Origin of the sequence: Aeromonas sp. QDB34, from assembly GCF_027705405.1 — a bacterium.
In the GTDB taxonomy this organism is placed as follows: domain Bacteria; phylum Pseudomonadota; class Gammaproteobacteria; order Enterobacterales; family Aeromonadaceae; genus Aeromonas; species Aeromonas hydrophila.
Genome location: NZ_JAPDBT010000005.1, coordinates 27,511 through 43,269, shown reverse-complemented (window position 1 = coordinate 43,269; position 15,759 = coordinate 27,511). Strand labels below are relative to the sequence as shown.

The following is a 15,759-nucleotide window of genomic DNA, read 5'->3' as shown; positions in this document are numbered from 1 at the left end:
CTATAACACCCCCTTCCTGGTTAGCCGTCAACGCACAGTGGTCACTGTTTTTACTTTTTGTTGATATACATATCCACGGCATGGATGAGCAGTATCACGTTTATATGTTTTTTGTCAGTTAGGCGGAGGGCGGCTGATTTTAATCAATGAATGATTCCGTTCGGCCGCCATAGAATCCTCGCATTACAGAATTTTTTGCGGGGTGTTGATGATCCAATGGTTGATTAGTCGGCGTTACTACCTGTTGACCTCGCTGACCCTGCTGCTGGGCACCCTGGTGCTGGTGGTGACCCTGGCCCTGGCGACGGCCAGCTATCTGCGCAGCATCGACAAGACGGTGGCCGGCTACGGCCACATGCTCTCCTCCCTCGATGCGGCCCTGATCCACGAGCTGGTGCTGGCCAACCAGCGTCAGCTGGCGGTGCTGGAGGCGTCGCTGGACAAGGCCGCCATCGCCCGTAGCGAGCCGGCCGACAACCCGCTCTGGGCCATTGCCCACCAGATCAAGCGCGACAGCCACTACATCTACTTCTACAACCCGCAAACGGACCGCATCAGCAGCTACCCGGCCTGGCAGCAGCCGGCCGAGTATCGCGCCGCCAGCCGGCCCTGGTATCGGGCACTGTCGATGCCGGGGGATGAGCTCATCTGGTTGGGTCCCTATCAGGAGTACGGCTCGGACAAGCAGATCCTGACCCTGATCAAGCGGGTAAAAGGGCTGGATGGTCAGCTGCTCGGCCTGCTGATGGTCGACATGTCGTTCAACGCGATCCAGCAGGCACTGCAGCGGGCCATGGGTCGCAACCAGGCGGCCATCTACATCAGCTCGCGGGGGGGAGATCAGCTGGTGGTGGGCTGCAACATGGCGCTCTATCAGCCGCCAGTGACCATGGCGGGCGTGGTGGGCAGCGGGCTGGAGGTGATCTGGCATGGCCGCCATCTGCGCCGGGAGCTGGAGGGGATCGACTGGGATCTCAACATCTATCTGCCGCCCGAGCTGTTTCACGACGGCCTCGAGGAGGCCCTGCTGATGGTGGTGCTGCCGCTGCTCTCGCTGTTTGCCATCTGGTTTTGCAGCATCAACTTTCTGGTGCGGGTGTTCAATCAGGAGCAGGCGCTGGTGGCCGGCTCGCTGACCGGCATAGTGCGGGATCCGACCCAGACTCCCTGCCAGCTGAAGACCTGGTTCGTACACAGCAGCCTGAGCGAGATAGATCAGGTGCGGGCCAGCTTTCTGCAGGGACAGGATGCCCTGCTGCACGACCCCCTCACCGGCATCATGAACCGGCGGGCCTTCACCCAGCGCCGCAGCGAACTGGAGGAGAGCGCCACTCCCCACTGGCTGCTGCTGTTCGACGTCGACAACTTCAAGCGCATCAATGACAACTGGGGGCACACGGTGGGGGACGGCGTGCTCTGCCGGGTCGCCGAACTGCTGGTGGCGGAGCTGGGCAGTGGCTGCGTCTACCGGATCGGGGGAGACGAGTTCGCCGCCCTGCTGCCCTGGCCGCGCAGCGAGCTGGAGGCCGGGCTGACCCGACTGCTGGCGCGGGTGCGCAATCAGCAGTGGCGTGAGTTTCGCGAGGCGGTGACCCTGAGCGTGGGCGGAGCCCATAGCCCGGATGAGGGTGTGCTGCTGTTCGAGCGGGCCGACGAGTGTCTCTATCGGAGCAAGCGGCTGGGGCGCGATGGCTGGTCTTTGACGGAGCGGACCCGGCAGGAGCAGGGCGCTGACAGATCCTGTCATATGGATAACGGCTAAGCGAGCGCTGCCGCTCGGTGGGCCCCGGCACCGCTTGCTGTCCAATTTCCATGCGATGTTATTTACGTATTTGAATTCAATGCCTTATGTGTGAATTGATCGACATCGAAGGCGGCGCGGGAGGCGGTGTCGCTCTCCTGCGACAGTGGCGCCCTTTGGCGGGAATCGTATAGTTCGGGGAAATTAATCAGGTTTGACAGGAGTACCCCATGGAGATGAACAAGCGTGGCATGAGCGCCCTGGCCCTGCTGGGCTCACTGCTGCTGGTCAGCGGCGCAGCGCAGGCCTCGGAGACACTCAATACCATCCTCGGTGGCGGTGCGGGTGGCGTGGCCGGCACCATGATCGGCAAGGAGCTGGGCGGTGATACCGGTGCTCTGGTGGGGGCGGCGCTGGGCGGTGCGGCCGGTGGCGCCGCCACGGCCAACAAGGGCAACAAGAATGAAGCGGCCCTTGGTGGCGCGGTCGGGGCCCTCGGTGGCGCGGCCATCGGCAAGAGCGTGGGTGGCAGCACGGGTCAGCTGATCGGGGCTGGGGTCGGCGGGGCCAGCGGCTCCGCCATCGGTGCCAAGACGGGCGATGGCCACAAGAGCAACAACGACCGTTACTACGACGATGAGTACAGGCACCACAAGAAACACAAGAAGCACAAGAAACACAGATGGCACGACGATGATTGATCGCAGCCAGCAATGAGAGAGGGGCCGACAGGCCCCTCTCTTGTTTGGGTCGGCTGGCCGCTCACACCAGCCGGTGTTGGCGGCGCCCCTCGGCGAAGGCGTTGATGTTGTCGATCAGCTGATCGGCGAGGCGCTGCATCGACTCCTCGCTGGCCCAGGCCACGTGGGGGGTGAGGATGAAGTGGGGGTACTGCAGCGCCTGCATCAGCGGATGGTCGGGAGGGGGCGGCTCGACGCTCGCCACGTCGAAACCGGCGCCGCCGAGGCGGCCGTTGGCCAGTGCCCGCAGCAGGGCCTCCTCGTCCACCAGACCGCCGCGGCCGACGTTGATCAGCAGGGCGCCCGGCTTCATCAGCTCGAGCTCCCGCTCGCCAATCAGGTTGCGGGTGTAGGGGGTGAGCGGGCAGTGCAGGCTGATGACGTCGGCGCTTTGCAGCAGCTCGTCCAGCGGCAGCCGATCCTCGTCGTGGCTGGCGCCGACCTGGCTCTGGGCGTAGCGTACCTCCATGCCGATCCCCCTGGCCCGCTCGCCGAGGGCCTGACCGAGCGTCCCCTTGCCGATGATGCCGAGCCGCTTGCCGTGCAGATCCGTGATGTGGTGATCGAAGAAACAGAATTGGCCGCTCTGCTGCCAGCGCCCCTCCAGCAGCGACTGGCGCCAGCAGAAGAGGTTGCGCGCCAGGGCCAGCATCAGCGCCATGGCGTGTTCCGGCACCGAGGGGCCCGAGTAGTTGCGGATGTTGCAGACGCCGACGTTGGCGGCGCGACACGCCTCCAGATCCACGTTGTCGCTGCCGGTGGCGGCCAGCGCGATGAGTTTCAGGTCCGGCAGCCGGGCCAGCTCGGCGGCGCCGATGCGTACCTTGTTGATGATGGCGATGCTGGCGTCTTTGAGCCGCTCCACCACCTGCTCGGGGGCCGTGCTCGGGTAGCTCTGCCAGTGATGGGGAAAATCGGGGTGGCGCAGGGTGATGCCGGTATCCAGGGTATCGCTGTCGAGAAACACAATTTGCTGCATGGAGCCTCCTGCCGTTGAGGCGTTCATGATGCCAAACATCGGCGACCGAGAGCCAGTTTGCTGCGCCTCAATGGCTTGGCAATCGCGCCGGATGTGAGGCAGGCGGCATTTTTCGGGTCAGAGCCAGCCAAGGTGGGTGAGCCAGCCCTGGATCCGGGTCGGCGTTTCATCCAGCTCCAGCAGGGCGTAGGGGCGGTAGTTGAGCTTGTGGCTGCGGCGGCTCTCGCTTCTGCGCGCCTCGGCGGCCAGCAGCGGCCAGCGTCCGCCATCCTCCTGATAGAGGTCGAGGGTCGGCATGGTGGCCTGGGCGATCTCCTTGGCGAAGATCTGGTTGCTCTGCTGGTCGGGGAAGAAGCCGTCGAGCAGCACCAGCGCATCGGGGGCGGGCAGCTGTTCACTGGCGATGAGGTTGGTGGCCCAGGCGGCGCCGGTGCCCTGCGCCAGTATCAGCTTGAAGCCCCCCTCCTGCAGCTTGGCATCTCCCAGCTTGCTGATGCGGGTGGCAAACTGCTTGCGAAAGTCGTCGATGGCCTGCTGCTTTTTCTCGGCGGCGGGGTCCAGTTCGGTCTGTTGGGGTGAGGGGAGCAGCAGCAGGGTGTCGAAGCCGAGCCGGCCGAGGGCCCGGGTCAGCTGCCACAGCTGGCCGCTGCGCTGCCAGTCGGGCAAGAGGATGGCCAGCCCCACATAGCTGTCGCTGTCGTGCTTGGCGAACAGCACTGTCTGCTTGTCGATCTGGGTGCTGTTGGGCAGCCCCTGCCAGTCGTTGTTCTGCCAGTAGTCGAGCGGCGTCAGCGGTGTGCCCTCGCTGGCCTGCAAGGGGTTGCTTGCCAGCAGGGTCAGTAACAGCAGTGATAAGAACAATCTGGCCATAGTGCGCTCCCCTGGTTACTCGGGTTAGCGGCACCAGGCCGGTTTTCTGAAGGGGGAAGTGGCAGCGCTAGGGTGACGGCCTGTCGGGGCTGGCGAACCCGGCCAGCTGGCGGTCGTGCAGGGGCGAGAGCAGCAGCAGGGCAGTGACGGCGCCAATCAGGGCGAAGAACATGTCGGACTGGGTATCCCAGGGGTCGCCCTGGGTGCCGAGAAACTCATCCGCCCCCTGGCCGAGCGCGAGGGCGGCCCCCCACTCGATGAACTCGTAGGTGGCGCTGATGGCGAGCACCACGCAGACCACCAGAAACGCCAGCATGCGCCGGCCCTGCACATAACCTCCGCGCAGCAGTATCTCCCGGCACACCAGGGCGGGCACGAAGCCCTGGAAGAAGTGGCCAATCTTGTCATAGGGGTTGCGACTGAGCTCGAGCCACTGCTGCAGCTCGAATCCCAGCGGGACGCGGGCATAGGTATAGGCGCCGCCCAGCATCAGCACCATGGCATGCAGGGCGATGCACAGATAGAGCAGGTTGGTGAGCGGAAAACGGCGGTGCGTCAGGGTAAGCAGCGGCATGGCGATGAGCACCGGCGTGACCTCCATCAGCCAGGTTGCACGGTCATAGGGTTGCCAGCCGGAGAGGAGCAGCAGTACCAGGATCAACAGCAGCAACAGACCTTTATGCAGAGATGTCATGGGGCGCTCCGGGGGATGGTACAAACCAGCATGCCCCATTTAGCCATGTTTGCGCTGCGAATACAGCCGGGTGGCGTCGTGCACCCATAAAAAAAGCGAGCCAAAGGCTCGCTTTTTCACCATGGATTCAAGGGGGTCAACTTAGTTGACGCGACGCTTGAACTCACCGGTGCGGGTATCGATTTCGATCTTGTCGCCGATCTCTACGAAGGCGGCAACGGCCAGCTCGTAGGTGGTACCCTTCAGACGGGCCGGCTTGGTCACTTTACCGGAGGTGTCGCCACGGGCGGCCGGCTCGGTGTACTCGACTTCGCGAACGATGGTGGTCGGCAGTTCTACGGAGATGGCTTTCTCGTTGTAGAAAGTCACTTCGCAGATGTCTTCCATGCCGTCAACCATGTAGTTCAGGGCATCACCCAGGTTGTCTTTCTCGACGTCGTACTGGTTGTACTCGGTGTCCATGAAGACATACAGGGGGTCGGAGAAGTAGGAGTAGGTGCACTCTTTACGTTCCAGCTGAACAACTTCCAGCTTGTCGTCGGCCTTGAATACGGTCTCGGTGGCGCTGCCGTTCAGCAGGCCTTTCAGCTTCATCTTGACCACGGCGGAGTTACGGCCGGATTTGTTGAATTCGGCTTTCTGGACCACCATCGGCTCGGTACCGATCATGACGACGTTACCAGCGCGGATTTCCTGTGCGGTTTTCATGTAAAAATTCCTGTTCGTATACGGGCAGATAAAAACTGCCAGATTATATACGGCTTTCTAAAAATTTCACCAGCCGAGTGACGAGATCCCCATCCCTGAGCTGCTTCTGTGACCAAGGTCGCCCATGTTGCCGCCATATCGCGGCGTGTTCCGGCCATTGCGCCCACCAATCGCGACAGTTTTCCCCCTGATTGAGGGCGTGGCTGAAACCGCGCAGCCACTGGCCGGTGGCGGTGGGCAGCTTTGCCAGATAGTGGTCGAGAAAGCCGTCCAGCTTGACCATGTGAGCCTGCTCTTCCTGCGGATAGATGTGCCACAGGAAGGGGCGAGCGGCCCACTGGGCCCGCACGAAGGAGTCCTCCCCGCGTACCAGATTGAGATCGCAGCTCCACAGCAGCCGATCGTAACCGGCCTGATCGGTCATCGGCAGCAGCTTGATGGTGAGGTTGCCCGCTTGCAGCAGCTCCCCTGCCTTGGCCGTCGGAATGGCCGCTGCCAGCCCGGCGCCGGTGAGCACGTCGTTGAGGGAGCGCCCGAGCGGCAGCAGCAGGGTGACGGGCGTGGCGCTCTGGCACCAGCTCTCGACCAGGCTGGTCAGGGCGGGGCTCTCGTAGGTAAAGAGGCTGACCCGCAGCTCGTGCTCTTGTTTGGGCGGCAGGCCGAGGCTGGCCCAGTAGGCGGCAAGCCCGGCTTCATCCTGTTGCCAGCGTTCGCGCTCGACGATGAGGCCGCGCTCGCACAAGAGACCGCCGGTTCTGGCCGTGAAGCCCGGGAAGAAGAAGTATTTGTTGAGGCTCTGGTTGCCGACCCGCTGGGGCGAGGCGAGGGCATGGCAATCCTCGACCCAGCTCTCGGCCGAGAGGTATTCGAGGTTGATCCAGCAGGGGGGCCTGGGCTGGCTCGCCATCTGCTCGGCCATTCGTTCAATGAAGGGGGCGGGCAGCTGGCAGGCAAAGGCCTCGATCACCACTTTGGCCGGGAGGGTATCGGCCGGCAAGGTGTCGTGCCAGTGCTGGATATGGATGCCATCGACCCACTGGCTATCCTGCGCGGGGTCGAGCCCCGGGCAGATGCGGGCAAAGCTGGCCAGATCGTCCACCCAGAGCCGCACTTGGACCTCATTGCCGTGGGTCGGGAGCGCACCTTCCTGTTTCAGCTGGCGGGCCAGCCGCCAGGTGACGCCGATGTCGCCGAAGTTGTCCACTACGCAGCAGAAGATATCCCAGTCAAATTGGGGGAGGGGGCTGGTCATGTCAGGGCATCCAGATACAAAAAAACCGGTGCGCAGGGTAGCACACCGGTTGACTGGCTTCTAACCGTCAGCGCGTGACGGTGGCTGCGGCAGGTTACTCCTTGCCGTAGACGTTGTTCTCTTGCTCGCGCACCCGGATAAAGGTGGTGTGCGCTTTGTGCAGTTCTTTAAGCTGGCGGTAAAGCAGATGAACCGGGTTTACTCCTTGCCGTAGACGTTGTTCTCTTGCTCACGCACCCGGATAAAGGTGGTGCGCTTGGTGAGTTCTTTCAGCTGGCTGGCACCCACATAAGTGCAGGTGGAGCGCACCCCGCCCAGGATGTCGCGCACCGTGTTTTCGACCGGGCCGCGATAGGGCAGCAGCACGGTTTTGCCCTCGGAGGCGCGGTACTCGGCGACGCCGCCGGCGTGCTTGTCCATGGCGCTGGAGGAGCTCATGCCGTAGAACTTCATGAAGGGTTCGCCGTCTACATCGACGATCTCGCCACCGCACTCCTCGTGGGCTGCCAGCATGCCGCCCAGCATGACGAAGTCGGCACCGCCGCCAAACGCCTTGGCGACGTCGCCCGGGCAGGTGCAACCGCCGTCACCGACGATCTGGCCACCGAGGCCGTGGGCCGCATCGGCACACTCGATGATGGCGGAGAGCTGCGGGTAGCCGACCCCGGTCTTGACCCGGGTGGTGCAGACCGAGCCCGGGCCTATGCCCACCTTGACGATGTCGGCGCCGGAGAGGATCAGCTCTTCGACCATCTCGCCGGTGACCACGTTGCCCGCCAGGATGACGTGGTTCGGGCAGGCTTCGCGGATCTTGCGCAGAAACTCGACGAAGTGCTGGGAGTAGCCGTTGGCCACGTCGACGCAGATGAAGCGCAGGGCGCTGGACATGGCCAGGATCTGGCGGGTCTTGGTAAAGTCATCCTCGGAGGTGCCGGTAGAGACCATCACGTGACCCAGCAGCGCCGGGTCGGTTTCGCTCACGAAGGTTTGCCACTGCGCAAGGCTGTAGTGCTTGTGGACTGCGGTCATCATCTCGAAGCTGGCCAGGGTACGCGCCATGGCGAAGCTGCCGACGGTATCCATGTTGGCGGCGATGACGGGTACGCCTTGCCATTGGGTCTGGGTGTGCTTGAAGGTGAACTGACGGGTCAGGCTGACTTGGGAACGGCTCTTGAGAGTAGAGCGCTTGGGGCGGAACAGGACATCCTTGAAACCGAGCTTCAAGTCTTCTTCGATACGCATTACGAATTCCTTATTGAGCCTTGTTTGATAGGTCACTTTGCAGTGGCAACTTTTCGGCAGGCGCAAAAAAACCGGTGGTTTTCAGGCCCTCCGGTTTACAACAGTGTAGGCAAAAATCCCGTCGGAACAAGACTGATAATTCACTCAGCGTTGTGGTAGCCTTTGGCGTCACAACCTGAGCGCAGCCTCGGGTTTCATCCAGCCCCGCTCATGTCTCCCCGTTCGTCCACTTGAAAGATCCTGATTGAATCCTGTTTGGCATGTTGCTGCGTGATCCTGACGTTGCGCGCCATGGCCGCGCTGGTGGCGGCGAGGCGGCCACGTTCACCAGTTGACAGCAGCCTTTTCCATCCCCACTCTGGGCTGCTCGGGCCAGCGTCGGCCCTGCCCTGACAAGGAGTGAAGATGTTCGGATTGCGAATGATGCCGCTGCTGTTGCTGGTCGGTCTCGCCCTGCCGGGAGCGGCGCGGGCTGCCTCCGATCCCGCCGTTTATGGCTGGATTGAGAAGGGACTCATCATGCCGAGCGGGGTGGCGGTGAAGATGAAGCTGGATACCGGGGCGCTCACCTCCTCGCTCGATGCGCGGGATCTGCGCCACTTCAAGCGTGACGGCAAGTCCTGGGTGCGCTTTACCCTGCAGGTGACCGATGCCAACACCGACCGGCAGGTGAGTCAGACCCTGGAGCGACCGGTGGAGCACATGGTGACGGTGCGTGGCGCCGGCGGCATGGAGCAGCGCCCCACGGTCACCATGTCCATCTGCCTGGGTGACAAGGTGTATGAGGAGTGGTTCACCCTGCGCGATCGCAGCAAGATGATCTATCCGGTGCTGCTGGGGCGCCGCCTGCTGGCGGATCTTGGCGCGGTGGATTCGAGCCGTACCTTCACTGTGCAGCCGAGCTGTCGCTGAGAGAAGTGAACGATATAAAAAAACGGGGGCCAGGCCCCCGTTTTTGATGGTGATGATCAGGCAGAGCGGGAGGGCAGCAGTACGCTCACCTCCAGTCCCCCTTCCGGCCGGTTGTGGATGTCGAGATCGGCGCCGTGCAGCTGGGCGATGCGCGAGACGATGGCCATGCCGAGGCCGACCCCGTCCCCCTGCTGGGGATTGACCCGAAAGAAGCGCTCGCACAGGCGCGACAGGGCGGCGGTGGGGATGCCTGGGCCGTTGTCGCGAATGTCGACCCTGACCCTGTGCCCCTCCTGGCGCGCCTCGACCGCGATCTCGCCCTGTGCCTGGGTGTAGCGCAGGGCGTTGTCGATGAGATTGCTGAACATCAGCTCCAGCAGGGTGGCCTGCCCCATCACCGTCAGCTGTTCGGTGCCTTCCAGCGACAGCTGCTGATCCTTTTTCAGGGCGATGGGGGCCAGGGTGGCCAGGGTGCCCTGCAACAGCTGGTTCAGGTTGAGCTCGGTCAGCTCCAGCCCCTGCTGGTTGTCGATGCGGGCCTGGGTCAGCAGCTGGCGCAGCAGCCGATCGCTGCGATCAAGCGCCAGCAGCATCTTCTGCAGGGAGTGCTGACGGCTCTCGGCATCCTCGGCGGCCAGCGCGTTCTCGCTGTGGATGCGCAGCACCGCCAGCGGGGTGCGCAGCTCGTGGGCCGCCTCGTTGGTGAACTGCTTCTCCCGCTCTATGGTGTCGGCAAGCGCGTGCATCAACCGGTTGATCTCGTTGGTGAGCGGGGTCAGCTCCTGGGCCCGGATCTTCAGGGTGAGCGGGCTCAGGTTGGCCGGGTGGCGCTCACCGATGGCCTGGGCCAGCTGCCGCAGCGGCGCCAGCCCGCGGGAGATGAGCCACCACAGCAGGCCGAGCAGGAAGGGCAGGGTGATGAGCAGCGGCAGCATGGCCAGGGTGGCCATCTTGCTGGCCAGCTCGCTGCGCTCGTCATCCCGCTCCGCCACGATGAGCCATGTGTGCTCGTCCTGGTTGTAGAGGGTGAAGGTGCGCCACTCGTGGTTGTCCTTGGTGACGTTGTTGAAGCCGGGAGCCAGGGCGCCGAGGGGCTGGCTGGGGGCACTGGGGGAGCGCAGCAATATGTGGCCCTGCTCGCTCAGCAGCTGGAAGTAGAGGTTGCGCTCGAATTCGTGGCCGAAGGGGGTGAGTTCCCTGTCTTCCCCCCGCAGATTGAAGCTGGTGTCCTTCTGCCACTGATCCGGGTTGTGCTGTTCCCAGTCCTGATAGACGGTGCCGTTGGCGGGCAGTTCGCCATTTTGTTCCAGATAGCGGCTGAGCAGCTGGTTGGTGATGCGGGAGGACTGGGCGAGACGGGCATCGAACAGCTCCTCCATCTCGTGGTTGGCCTCCAGATAACCGATGAGGGCGCTGATGGCCAGGCTGGCGCTGACCAACGCCAGGATGCCGGAGAGCAGGAAGCGGCGGATGGAGCGGGGACGCGTCATGCCCGGTGGTCCCGGCGCTGGGACTGTTCAAGCTGGGGGACTATATAGCCGACCCCGCGGATATTGCGGATGAGGTCGCTGTAGAACTTCTTGCGCAGGTGGTGAATGTGCACCTCCACCGCGTTGCTCTCGGCCCCCTCATCCCAGCCGTAGAGGCTCTGTTGCAGCTGATCCTTGCTCAGCACCCGGCCGCTCTGGGTGATGAGTTCCTGCAGCAGCTTGTATTCGTGGGGGGTGAGCTTGACCGGCTCGCCCCGATAGGTGACCTGCTGAGACTCGGGATAGAGCTGCAGCTCGCCGTATTCGAGCACCGCCTGGGCCTGGCCCTTGCTGCGTCGCACCAGGGCGCGCAGGCGGGCGTTGAGCTCCTGCAGGGCGAACGGCTTGACCATGTAGTCGTCGGAGCCGGCATCCAGCCCCAGCACCCGGTCGTCCAGGGCGTCGCGGGCGGTGAGGATCAGCACCGGCAGTGTCTGGCCTTCCCGCCGCAGCTTGCGCAGCAGGCTGATGCCGTCGATGTCCGGCAGGTTGAGATCCAGAATGAGCGCGGCAAACTCCTCGCTCTTGAGCACCGACAGGGCGGGCAGCCCCTGCTGCAGCCAGTCCACCGTGTAGCCGCTGCTGCGCAGGGCATCCACCATGCCGTCACCCAGCATCACATCATCTTCCACCAACAGGATCCGCATTGTTATTCCCCTGAAAAGACACTGCCCACCAGTATGCAAGCTGGTGGGCAGAGTTTAAATAGCGCTCTGATCCGACTTGGGTTTACAGCTTGTCGAGGCGATCGCGGATCTCGATGCGTCGACCCTGATCCGCCAGCTCGCGACCCGGCCGGGGCGGGGCACTCAGGGCCTTCTCCAGATAGCTCTTGGCTTCGGCCTTGCGACCCTGATCCAGCAGGAAGTCGCCGTAGAAGAAGTTGGGGTCGATGCCGGTCGGGTTGATGGCCAGCGCCTGCTTGAGCAGCTGTTCGGCCTTCTCGTCATCGCCAAAGCCCACCGGCCAGCCCGGCACCTGATAGTAGAGCGAGCCCAGACTGGTGTAGGCGGAGCCGTCCAGTGCCTTGGGGTCCTGTTTGAGGGCGATCTCCAGCTTGGCCTTGGCCTCCTTGACCAGACCCAGTGCCCCCAGCCCGCCCTTGGCGCCGGCCCAGGTGCTCTTGACGATGGCCGACCAGATCAGCAGGTCGGTGCGAAAGGCCTCCTTGGCGCTGGCCTGATCGGCCTGGCTGCTCAGCTGTTCGAGGCAGCTCTCCTTGGCCTTGCCGGTCTGCTGATACTGACAGACGGCCCACTGCTGCTGGATGATGGGGAGGGCGTCGGCGGCCTGGGCCATCCCCGAGCCCAGCATGAGCAGCAGGAGGGCGCCGTGGGTGAAACGGGGGCGGAAAGTGGCGTGCTTCATCTTAACGTTCCTTCTCTGTCATGACGGAAGTGGTGTGCCCCGAATTGCCGGCAGCGGGCGCCGCGTGGCGGGCATAGCGCTCTATGATGGGTTTTTGCTTGGCCAGCGCCCGGTCGACCAGGCCGGGCAGCAGGCCGTTGAGCCGCACGAACAGCTTCTCCGGCCAGCCGAGCCAGCTGCGGCGGGTTTCGTTGCACAGGGCGATGACGGCCTCCTCAGCCACGTCCTGCGGGCTGTCGGTGTGGGTGCCGAGCTCGGCATTCATCTCGTAGGCCGCCTCCGAGTTGAGGCGGGTACGGGTAGCGCGGGGGGCAAAGTGCAGCACCTGGATACCGGTTCCCTCCAGCTCGCGGCCGAGCGCCTCGCTGAAGCCGCGCAGGGCGAACTTGCTGGCGCAGTAGACGCTGTAGCCGGCGTAGCCGATGGCACCGAAGCTGGAGCCGACGTTCATGATCACCGCCGGCTTGCGCAGGCGGGGCAGCAGCATGCGGGTGAGCTGGATCGGCGCCTCGACGTTGAGCAGCAGCTGGCGCTCCACCTGCTCGCTGCTCTGATCCTCCAGCCAGGCAAACTGGTTGCAGCCGGCGTTGTTGATCAGCACGTCCAGCCCCTCGTCCAGCGCCGGGTGCTGCAGCAGTTTGGCCCGCTCCTGGGGCGAGCCCAGATCGGCGATCACCGTCTGGTGGCGCTCCGGGTGCGGCAGCTCCTTGCGAAGCCGCTCCAGCGCACTGGCCCTGCGTCCGTGCAGCAACAGGCGCGCCCCCTGGGCTGCCAGCTCCTGGGCCAGCGCTTCGCCGATCCCGCCGCTGGCGCCCGTGAGCAGCACGAGTTTTCCTTCAAGCTTCATGATGTCTGGTTTTCCGTCAGTTGATAGAGCATGTCGGCGTAGAGGCGGTAGACCACTTTGGCCGAGTGAATGATGGCCGCCTGATCGGCCGGGGCTTCTACCCGGTTCATCAGGGACTCGAAGAACTTGAGGTGTTCCTGATCCAGCGCGCCGTGGGAGCTCAGGTAGCTCATGGCCTGGGGGGGCAGGCCGAGACCCGCCTTGAGCTGATCGGCCACGGTCAGGGCGATGGCGACGCTGGTACCTTCCAGCACCTGGACCATGCCAAAGAACCCCATGGGGTTGCCGCGCTGTACCTGGTCGTAGAGAAAGGCCACCATCAGTTCGATGGGCAGCTCGGGCTGGCCGTGGCGCACCGCCTCGGCATCGCCGCCGCAGGCGCGGATGTCGCTCAGGATCCACTCCTGATGGCCGTACTCCTCGTCGATGTACTCGGCGATGGCGCCGCGCACCCACTCATACTCCTGGCCCAGCTTGCCGCCGGTGGCCATGAGCAGCGGCACCGTGTGGCGCACGTGATAGAAGGCCTGGGCGAGGAAGCGCAGGTAGATGTCGCGGGAGATCTCCCCCTTGCGGCACGCCTCTATGATGGGGGCGTTGAACAGATGCTCCCGCGCCGGGGCGGTGGCTTGTTGCAGCACTTGATAGAAGCTCATGAAGTCTCTCCTGTAAGGCATTGGCTGATCTGCCGGGAAAAGTGGTGATAAATCCGTTCGCGACGGGGACGACCGTTGGCGGTCAGCAGCTCCGGATGCTGATCCAGCGCCACCGGCAGCCAGTGATGGATGCGGGCATAGTCGGGCAGGCGGTGATTGAGCTGCTCGATCTGCTGGGCAAGCTGGGCGTCGGCGCCGGGCAGTGGCTGGATCAGGGCGACGTTGGCCGGCTGGCCGTCGCCGAAGATCACGATGCGGGCGATGGCCGGACAGAGCTGGGCTTCCGCCTCGACCCACTCGGGGGAGAAGTTGCGGCCAAAGGCGGTGATCTGGACGTTCTTCTTGCGCCCGGTGATGTGCAGATAACCCTCCTCATCCAGGTGGCCCAGATCGCCGGTGGCGACCAGTACTGGCGTCGGCTCGTCGCTGCCCAGATAGCCGAGCATGGCGGCTCCCTCCACCAGGATCTCGCCGTCGGCGGCGATCGATACCCGGCAGTGGGGCAGTGGCTGGCCGACGCTGCCCAGGCTGTGGCCGTCGGGGCCGTTGAGGGCCACGACGGAGCCGCACTCCGACAGGCCGTATCCCTCGTAGACCGGCAGCCCCAGCTTGCGGGCCCGGCTGATGAGCTCGGGCGAGACCTTGCCGCCGCCCACCGCGACGAAGCGCAGGCCGGCCAGCTGCTCGGCCAGCGCCGGGTTGGCGCTGCACAGGGCCAGCAGCAGGCGCAGCAGCTCGGGCACCAGCACCAGACTGTGGGTGGGCCAGCGCAGCAGGGCCTGGGCCAAGGTGGCCGGGTCCAGCTTGCTGGAGCCGGTAAAGCCGAGCTCTGCCAGTGAAGGGATGCGGCTGCAGGCACCGGTGAGCAATGGCACATAGAGGCCGGTCAGGTTTTCCAGCAGGGTGGTGAGCGGCAGCAGGGTCAGGTGCTTCTCGACGTTGGCTGGGGCAACCCGCTCTGCCAGCGACGCGCAGACCGCCATCATCTGGGTCAGCGACAGGCAGACGCCTTTGGGCTGACCCGTGGTGCCGGAGGTATAGGTGATCTTGGCGGTGCCGGCCGGCAGAGGCGGCAACCGGGCAGGGGTCCGGCGCCACAGCGGCAGCTCGCCAACCGCCAGTTGCAGCGGATCGCTGGCCTGCCAACCGGGATGGTGGGGGCCGATCAGGGCGTCGGCGCCGCTGCTCTCCAGCAGCCACTCCTGCTGCTCCAGGCTGAAGAAGTGGGGGATCGGGATCACTACGATGCCGGCCATGGTGCAGGCGAGATCGATGAGCGCCCAGGGCAGGCCGTTATCCAGCTGCAGTGCCAGCCGGTTGATCCCGGCCATCTGCAAGCGGTCGGCCAGCGCTGGCAACTGTTGCCACAGCGCCTCGTAGCTGAGTCTGTGCTGGCTGCTGGCGAGAGCCGGGCTGTGGGGCGTCTGGCGGGCGAAGTAGGCGATTTGGTCAAACAGCATCATAAGGCGCTCCGGTGCGGGCAGTTGAACAGGGACGGCATGGGCGCCAGCAGGGAGAGCAGCAGGCTGCCCTGAGCCAGTGCCTGTCGTCCGATGCCGAGATCGCCGACCATCACCTTGGGCTGGCAGTGGTAATAGGCGCCCCAGGCGCTGGCGTCGTCACCCACCCTGTCGGCCTGGGCGGGGGCCAGCTCCACCGGGGTGAGGTGCAGGCGGTGGAAGCTGTTGCGCAGTTTGGCGGTGCCGGTGAACACCACGTAATCGAGGTCGTTGTCACACAGCAGGCGGCAGAGCGCCGCAAACATCAGGCGGGCGTTGCCGGGCTCGCTGCAGGCGAGGTTGCCCACTTCGACGATGCGATCACGCCGGGCGGGGGCGCCGAGCCGGGTTTCGATGGCGGCCTCGATGGGTTGTTCCAGATACTGCTCCAGATAGAGGCGCTCGCTGCTGGCCAGCTTGAGACCGCAGGCGCCGACCAGCAGGCTGTCGGCCCGGTAGAGGCCGAGCAGGCAGGGCAGAAAATGGGGAATGCGGGCGTTGAATTCCTGGCTGTAGGCGGCCTGGATGTAGCCCTGCAGAGCCATGACCTGCTGCGGGGTGTCGGCCAGCGTCAGCCGATAGGGGGCTTGAATGTCTGTGGTCATGGATGGCTCCTTCTTGTCGATTGTCATCAGACTAAAGGGGCAAACTTAAGAAACCCTTAAGAGGTAAAAAATCTGTTTCACACAGAGGCAACTGGCTGAAAAAATAGATAATGCTGC

The 15,759-nt window shown here is 64.2% G+C and carries 16 protein-coding genes; 3 read left to right on the top strand and 13 right to left on the bottom strand.

Features of this window, described 5'->3' with window-relative positions; translation table 11 throughout:
- Positions 1-208 precede the first annotated feature (208 nt).
- A complete protein-coding gene (locus OKC29_RS09115) occupies positions 209-1,762 on the top strand; it encodes a GGDEF domain-containing protein (protein WP_073351303.1) in 1,554 nt (517 codons plus the stop codon).
- 209 nt (positions 1,763-1,971) lie between these two features.
- A complete protein-coding gene (locus tag OKC29_RS09110; protein WP_073351301.1) occupies positions 1,972-2,442 on the top strand; it encodes a YMGG-like glycine zipper-containing protein in 471 nt (156 codons plus the stop codon).
- 61 nt (positions 2,443-2,503) lie between these two features.
- Here OKC29_RS09110 and OKC29_RS09105 read toward each other — a convergent pair whose 3' ends face one another.
- The 6 genes from OKC29_RS09105 to OKC29_RS09080 all read right to left on the bottom strand — a co-directional run bounded on the left by OKC29_RS09105 (position 2,504) and on the right by OKC29_RS09080 (position 8,226).
- A complete protein-coding gene (locus OKC29_RS09105; protein ID WP_011707005.1) occupies positions 2,504-3,460 on the bottom strand; it encodes a D-2-hydroxyacid dehydrogenase in 957 nt (318 codons plus the stop codon).
- Positions 3,461-3,577: 117 nt separating this feature from the next.
- Positions 3,578-4,330 carry a DUF3530 family protein gene (locus OKC29_RS09100; protein ID WP_011707004.1) on the bottom strand — a complete coding sequence of 251 codons (753 nt, stop codon included), beginning with the start codon at positions 4,328-4,330 and terminating at the stop codon, positions 3,578-3,580.
- A 67-nt stretch (positions 4,331-4,397) separates the two neighbouring features.
- Positions 4,398-5,024, bottom strand: a complete 627-nt coding sequence (locus OKC29_RS09095) for a DUF2238 domain-containing protein (RefSeq protein ID WP_073351299.1) — start codon at positions 5,022-5,024, stop codon at positions 4,398-4,400.
- A 141-nt stretch (positions 5,025-5,165) separates the two neighbouring features.
- Positions 5,166-5,732, bottom strand: a complete 567-nt coding sequence (efp, locus tag OKC29_RS09090; RefSeq protein WP_011707002.1) for an elongation factor P — start codon at positions 5,730-5,732, stop codon at positions 5,166-5,168.
- 43 nt (positions 5,733-5,775) lie between these two features.
- Entirely contained in the window at positions 5,776-6,984 is a 1,209-nt protein-coding gene (earP, locus tag OKC29_RS09085) for an elongation factor P maturation arginine rhamnosyltransferase EarP (protein WP_073351297.1), read from the bottom strand.
- 198 nt (positions 6,985-7,182) lie between these two features.
- The gene (locus OKC29_RS09080) at positions 7,183-8,226 is read right to left on the bottom strand and encodes a GMP reductase (RefSeq protein WP_011707000.1); all 1,044 of its coding nucleotides are present in this window, start codon (positions 8,224-8,226) and stop codon (positions 7,183-7,185) included.
- A 405-nt stretch (positions 8,227-8,631) separates the two neighbouring features.
- On the opposite strand from OKC29_RS09080, the gene rloA3 reads away from it, so the two are divergent.
- Positions 8,632-9,138 (top strand): retropepsin-like aspartic peptidase RloA3, encoded by a 507-nt coding sequence (rloA3, locus tag OKC29_RS09075; RefSeq protein ID WP_043119333.1) that lies wholly within the window; start codon positions 8,632-8,634, stop codon positions 9,136-9,138.
- Between the two features lie 56 nt (positions 9,139-9,194).
- On the opposite strand, the gene OKC29_RS09070 is transcribed toward rloA3, so the two are convergent.
- The 7 genes from OKC29_RS09070 to OKC29_RS09040 form a co-directional block, all read right to left on the bottom strand.
- Entirely contained in the window at positions 9,195-10,628 is a 1,434-nt protein-coding gene (locus tag OKC29_RS09070; protein WP_073351296.1) for an ATP-binding protein, read from the bottom strand.
- Positions 10,625-11,314, bottom strand: a complete 690-nt coding sequence (locus OKC29_RS09065) for a response regulator (protein WP_073351294.1) — start codon at positions 11,312-11,314, stop codon at positions 10,625-10,627. Before OKC29_RS09065 ends, OKC29_RS09070 begins: the two co-directional genes overlap by 4 nt.
- A gap of 82 nt (positions 11,315-11,396) precedes the next feature.
- Positions 11,397-12,035 (bottom strand): tetratricopeptide repeat protein, encoded by a 639-nt coding sequence (locus OKC29_RS09060; RefSeq protein WP_073351292.1) that lies wholly within the window; start codon positions 12,033-12,035, stop codon positions 11,397-11,399.
- Position 12,036: 1 nt separating this feature from the next.
- Positions 12,037-12,882, bottom strand: coding sequence for an SDR family oxidoreductase (locus OKC29_RS09055; protein ID WP_024944214.1), 846 nt, complete (start codon positions 12,880-12,882; stop codon positions 12,037-12,039).
- On the bottom strand, positions 12,879-13,538 hold the full coding sequence (locus tag OKC29_RS09050) for a TenA family transcriptional regulator (RefSeq protein WP_060389966.1): 660 nt from the start codon (positions 13,536-13,538) through the stop codon (positions 12,879-12,881). Before OKC29_RS09050 ends, OKC29_RS09055 begins: the two co-directional genes overlap by 4 nt.
- On the bottom strand, positions 13,535-15,001 hold the full coding sequence (locus OKC29_RS09045) for an AMP-dependent synthetase/ligase (protein ID WP_073351290.1): 1,467 nt from the start codon (positions 14,999-15,001) through the stop codon (positions 13,535-13,537). Before OKC29_RS09045 ends, OKC29_RS09050 begins: the two co-directional genes overlap by 4 nt.
- Positions 14,998-15,642 carry a thermostable hemolysin gene (locus OKC29_RS09040; protein ID WP_073351287.1) on the bottom strand — a complete coding sequence of 215 codons (645 nt, stop codon included), beginning with the start codon at positions 15,640-15,642 and terminating at the stop codon, positions 14,998-15,000. Before OKC29_RS09040 ends, OKC29_RS09045 begins: the two co-directional genes overlap by 4 nt.
- Positions 15,643-15,759 lie beyond the last annotated feature (117 nt).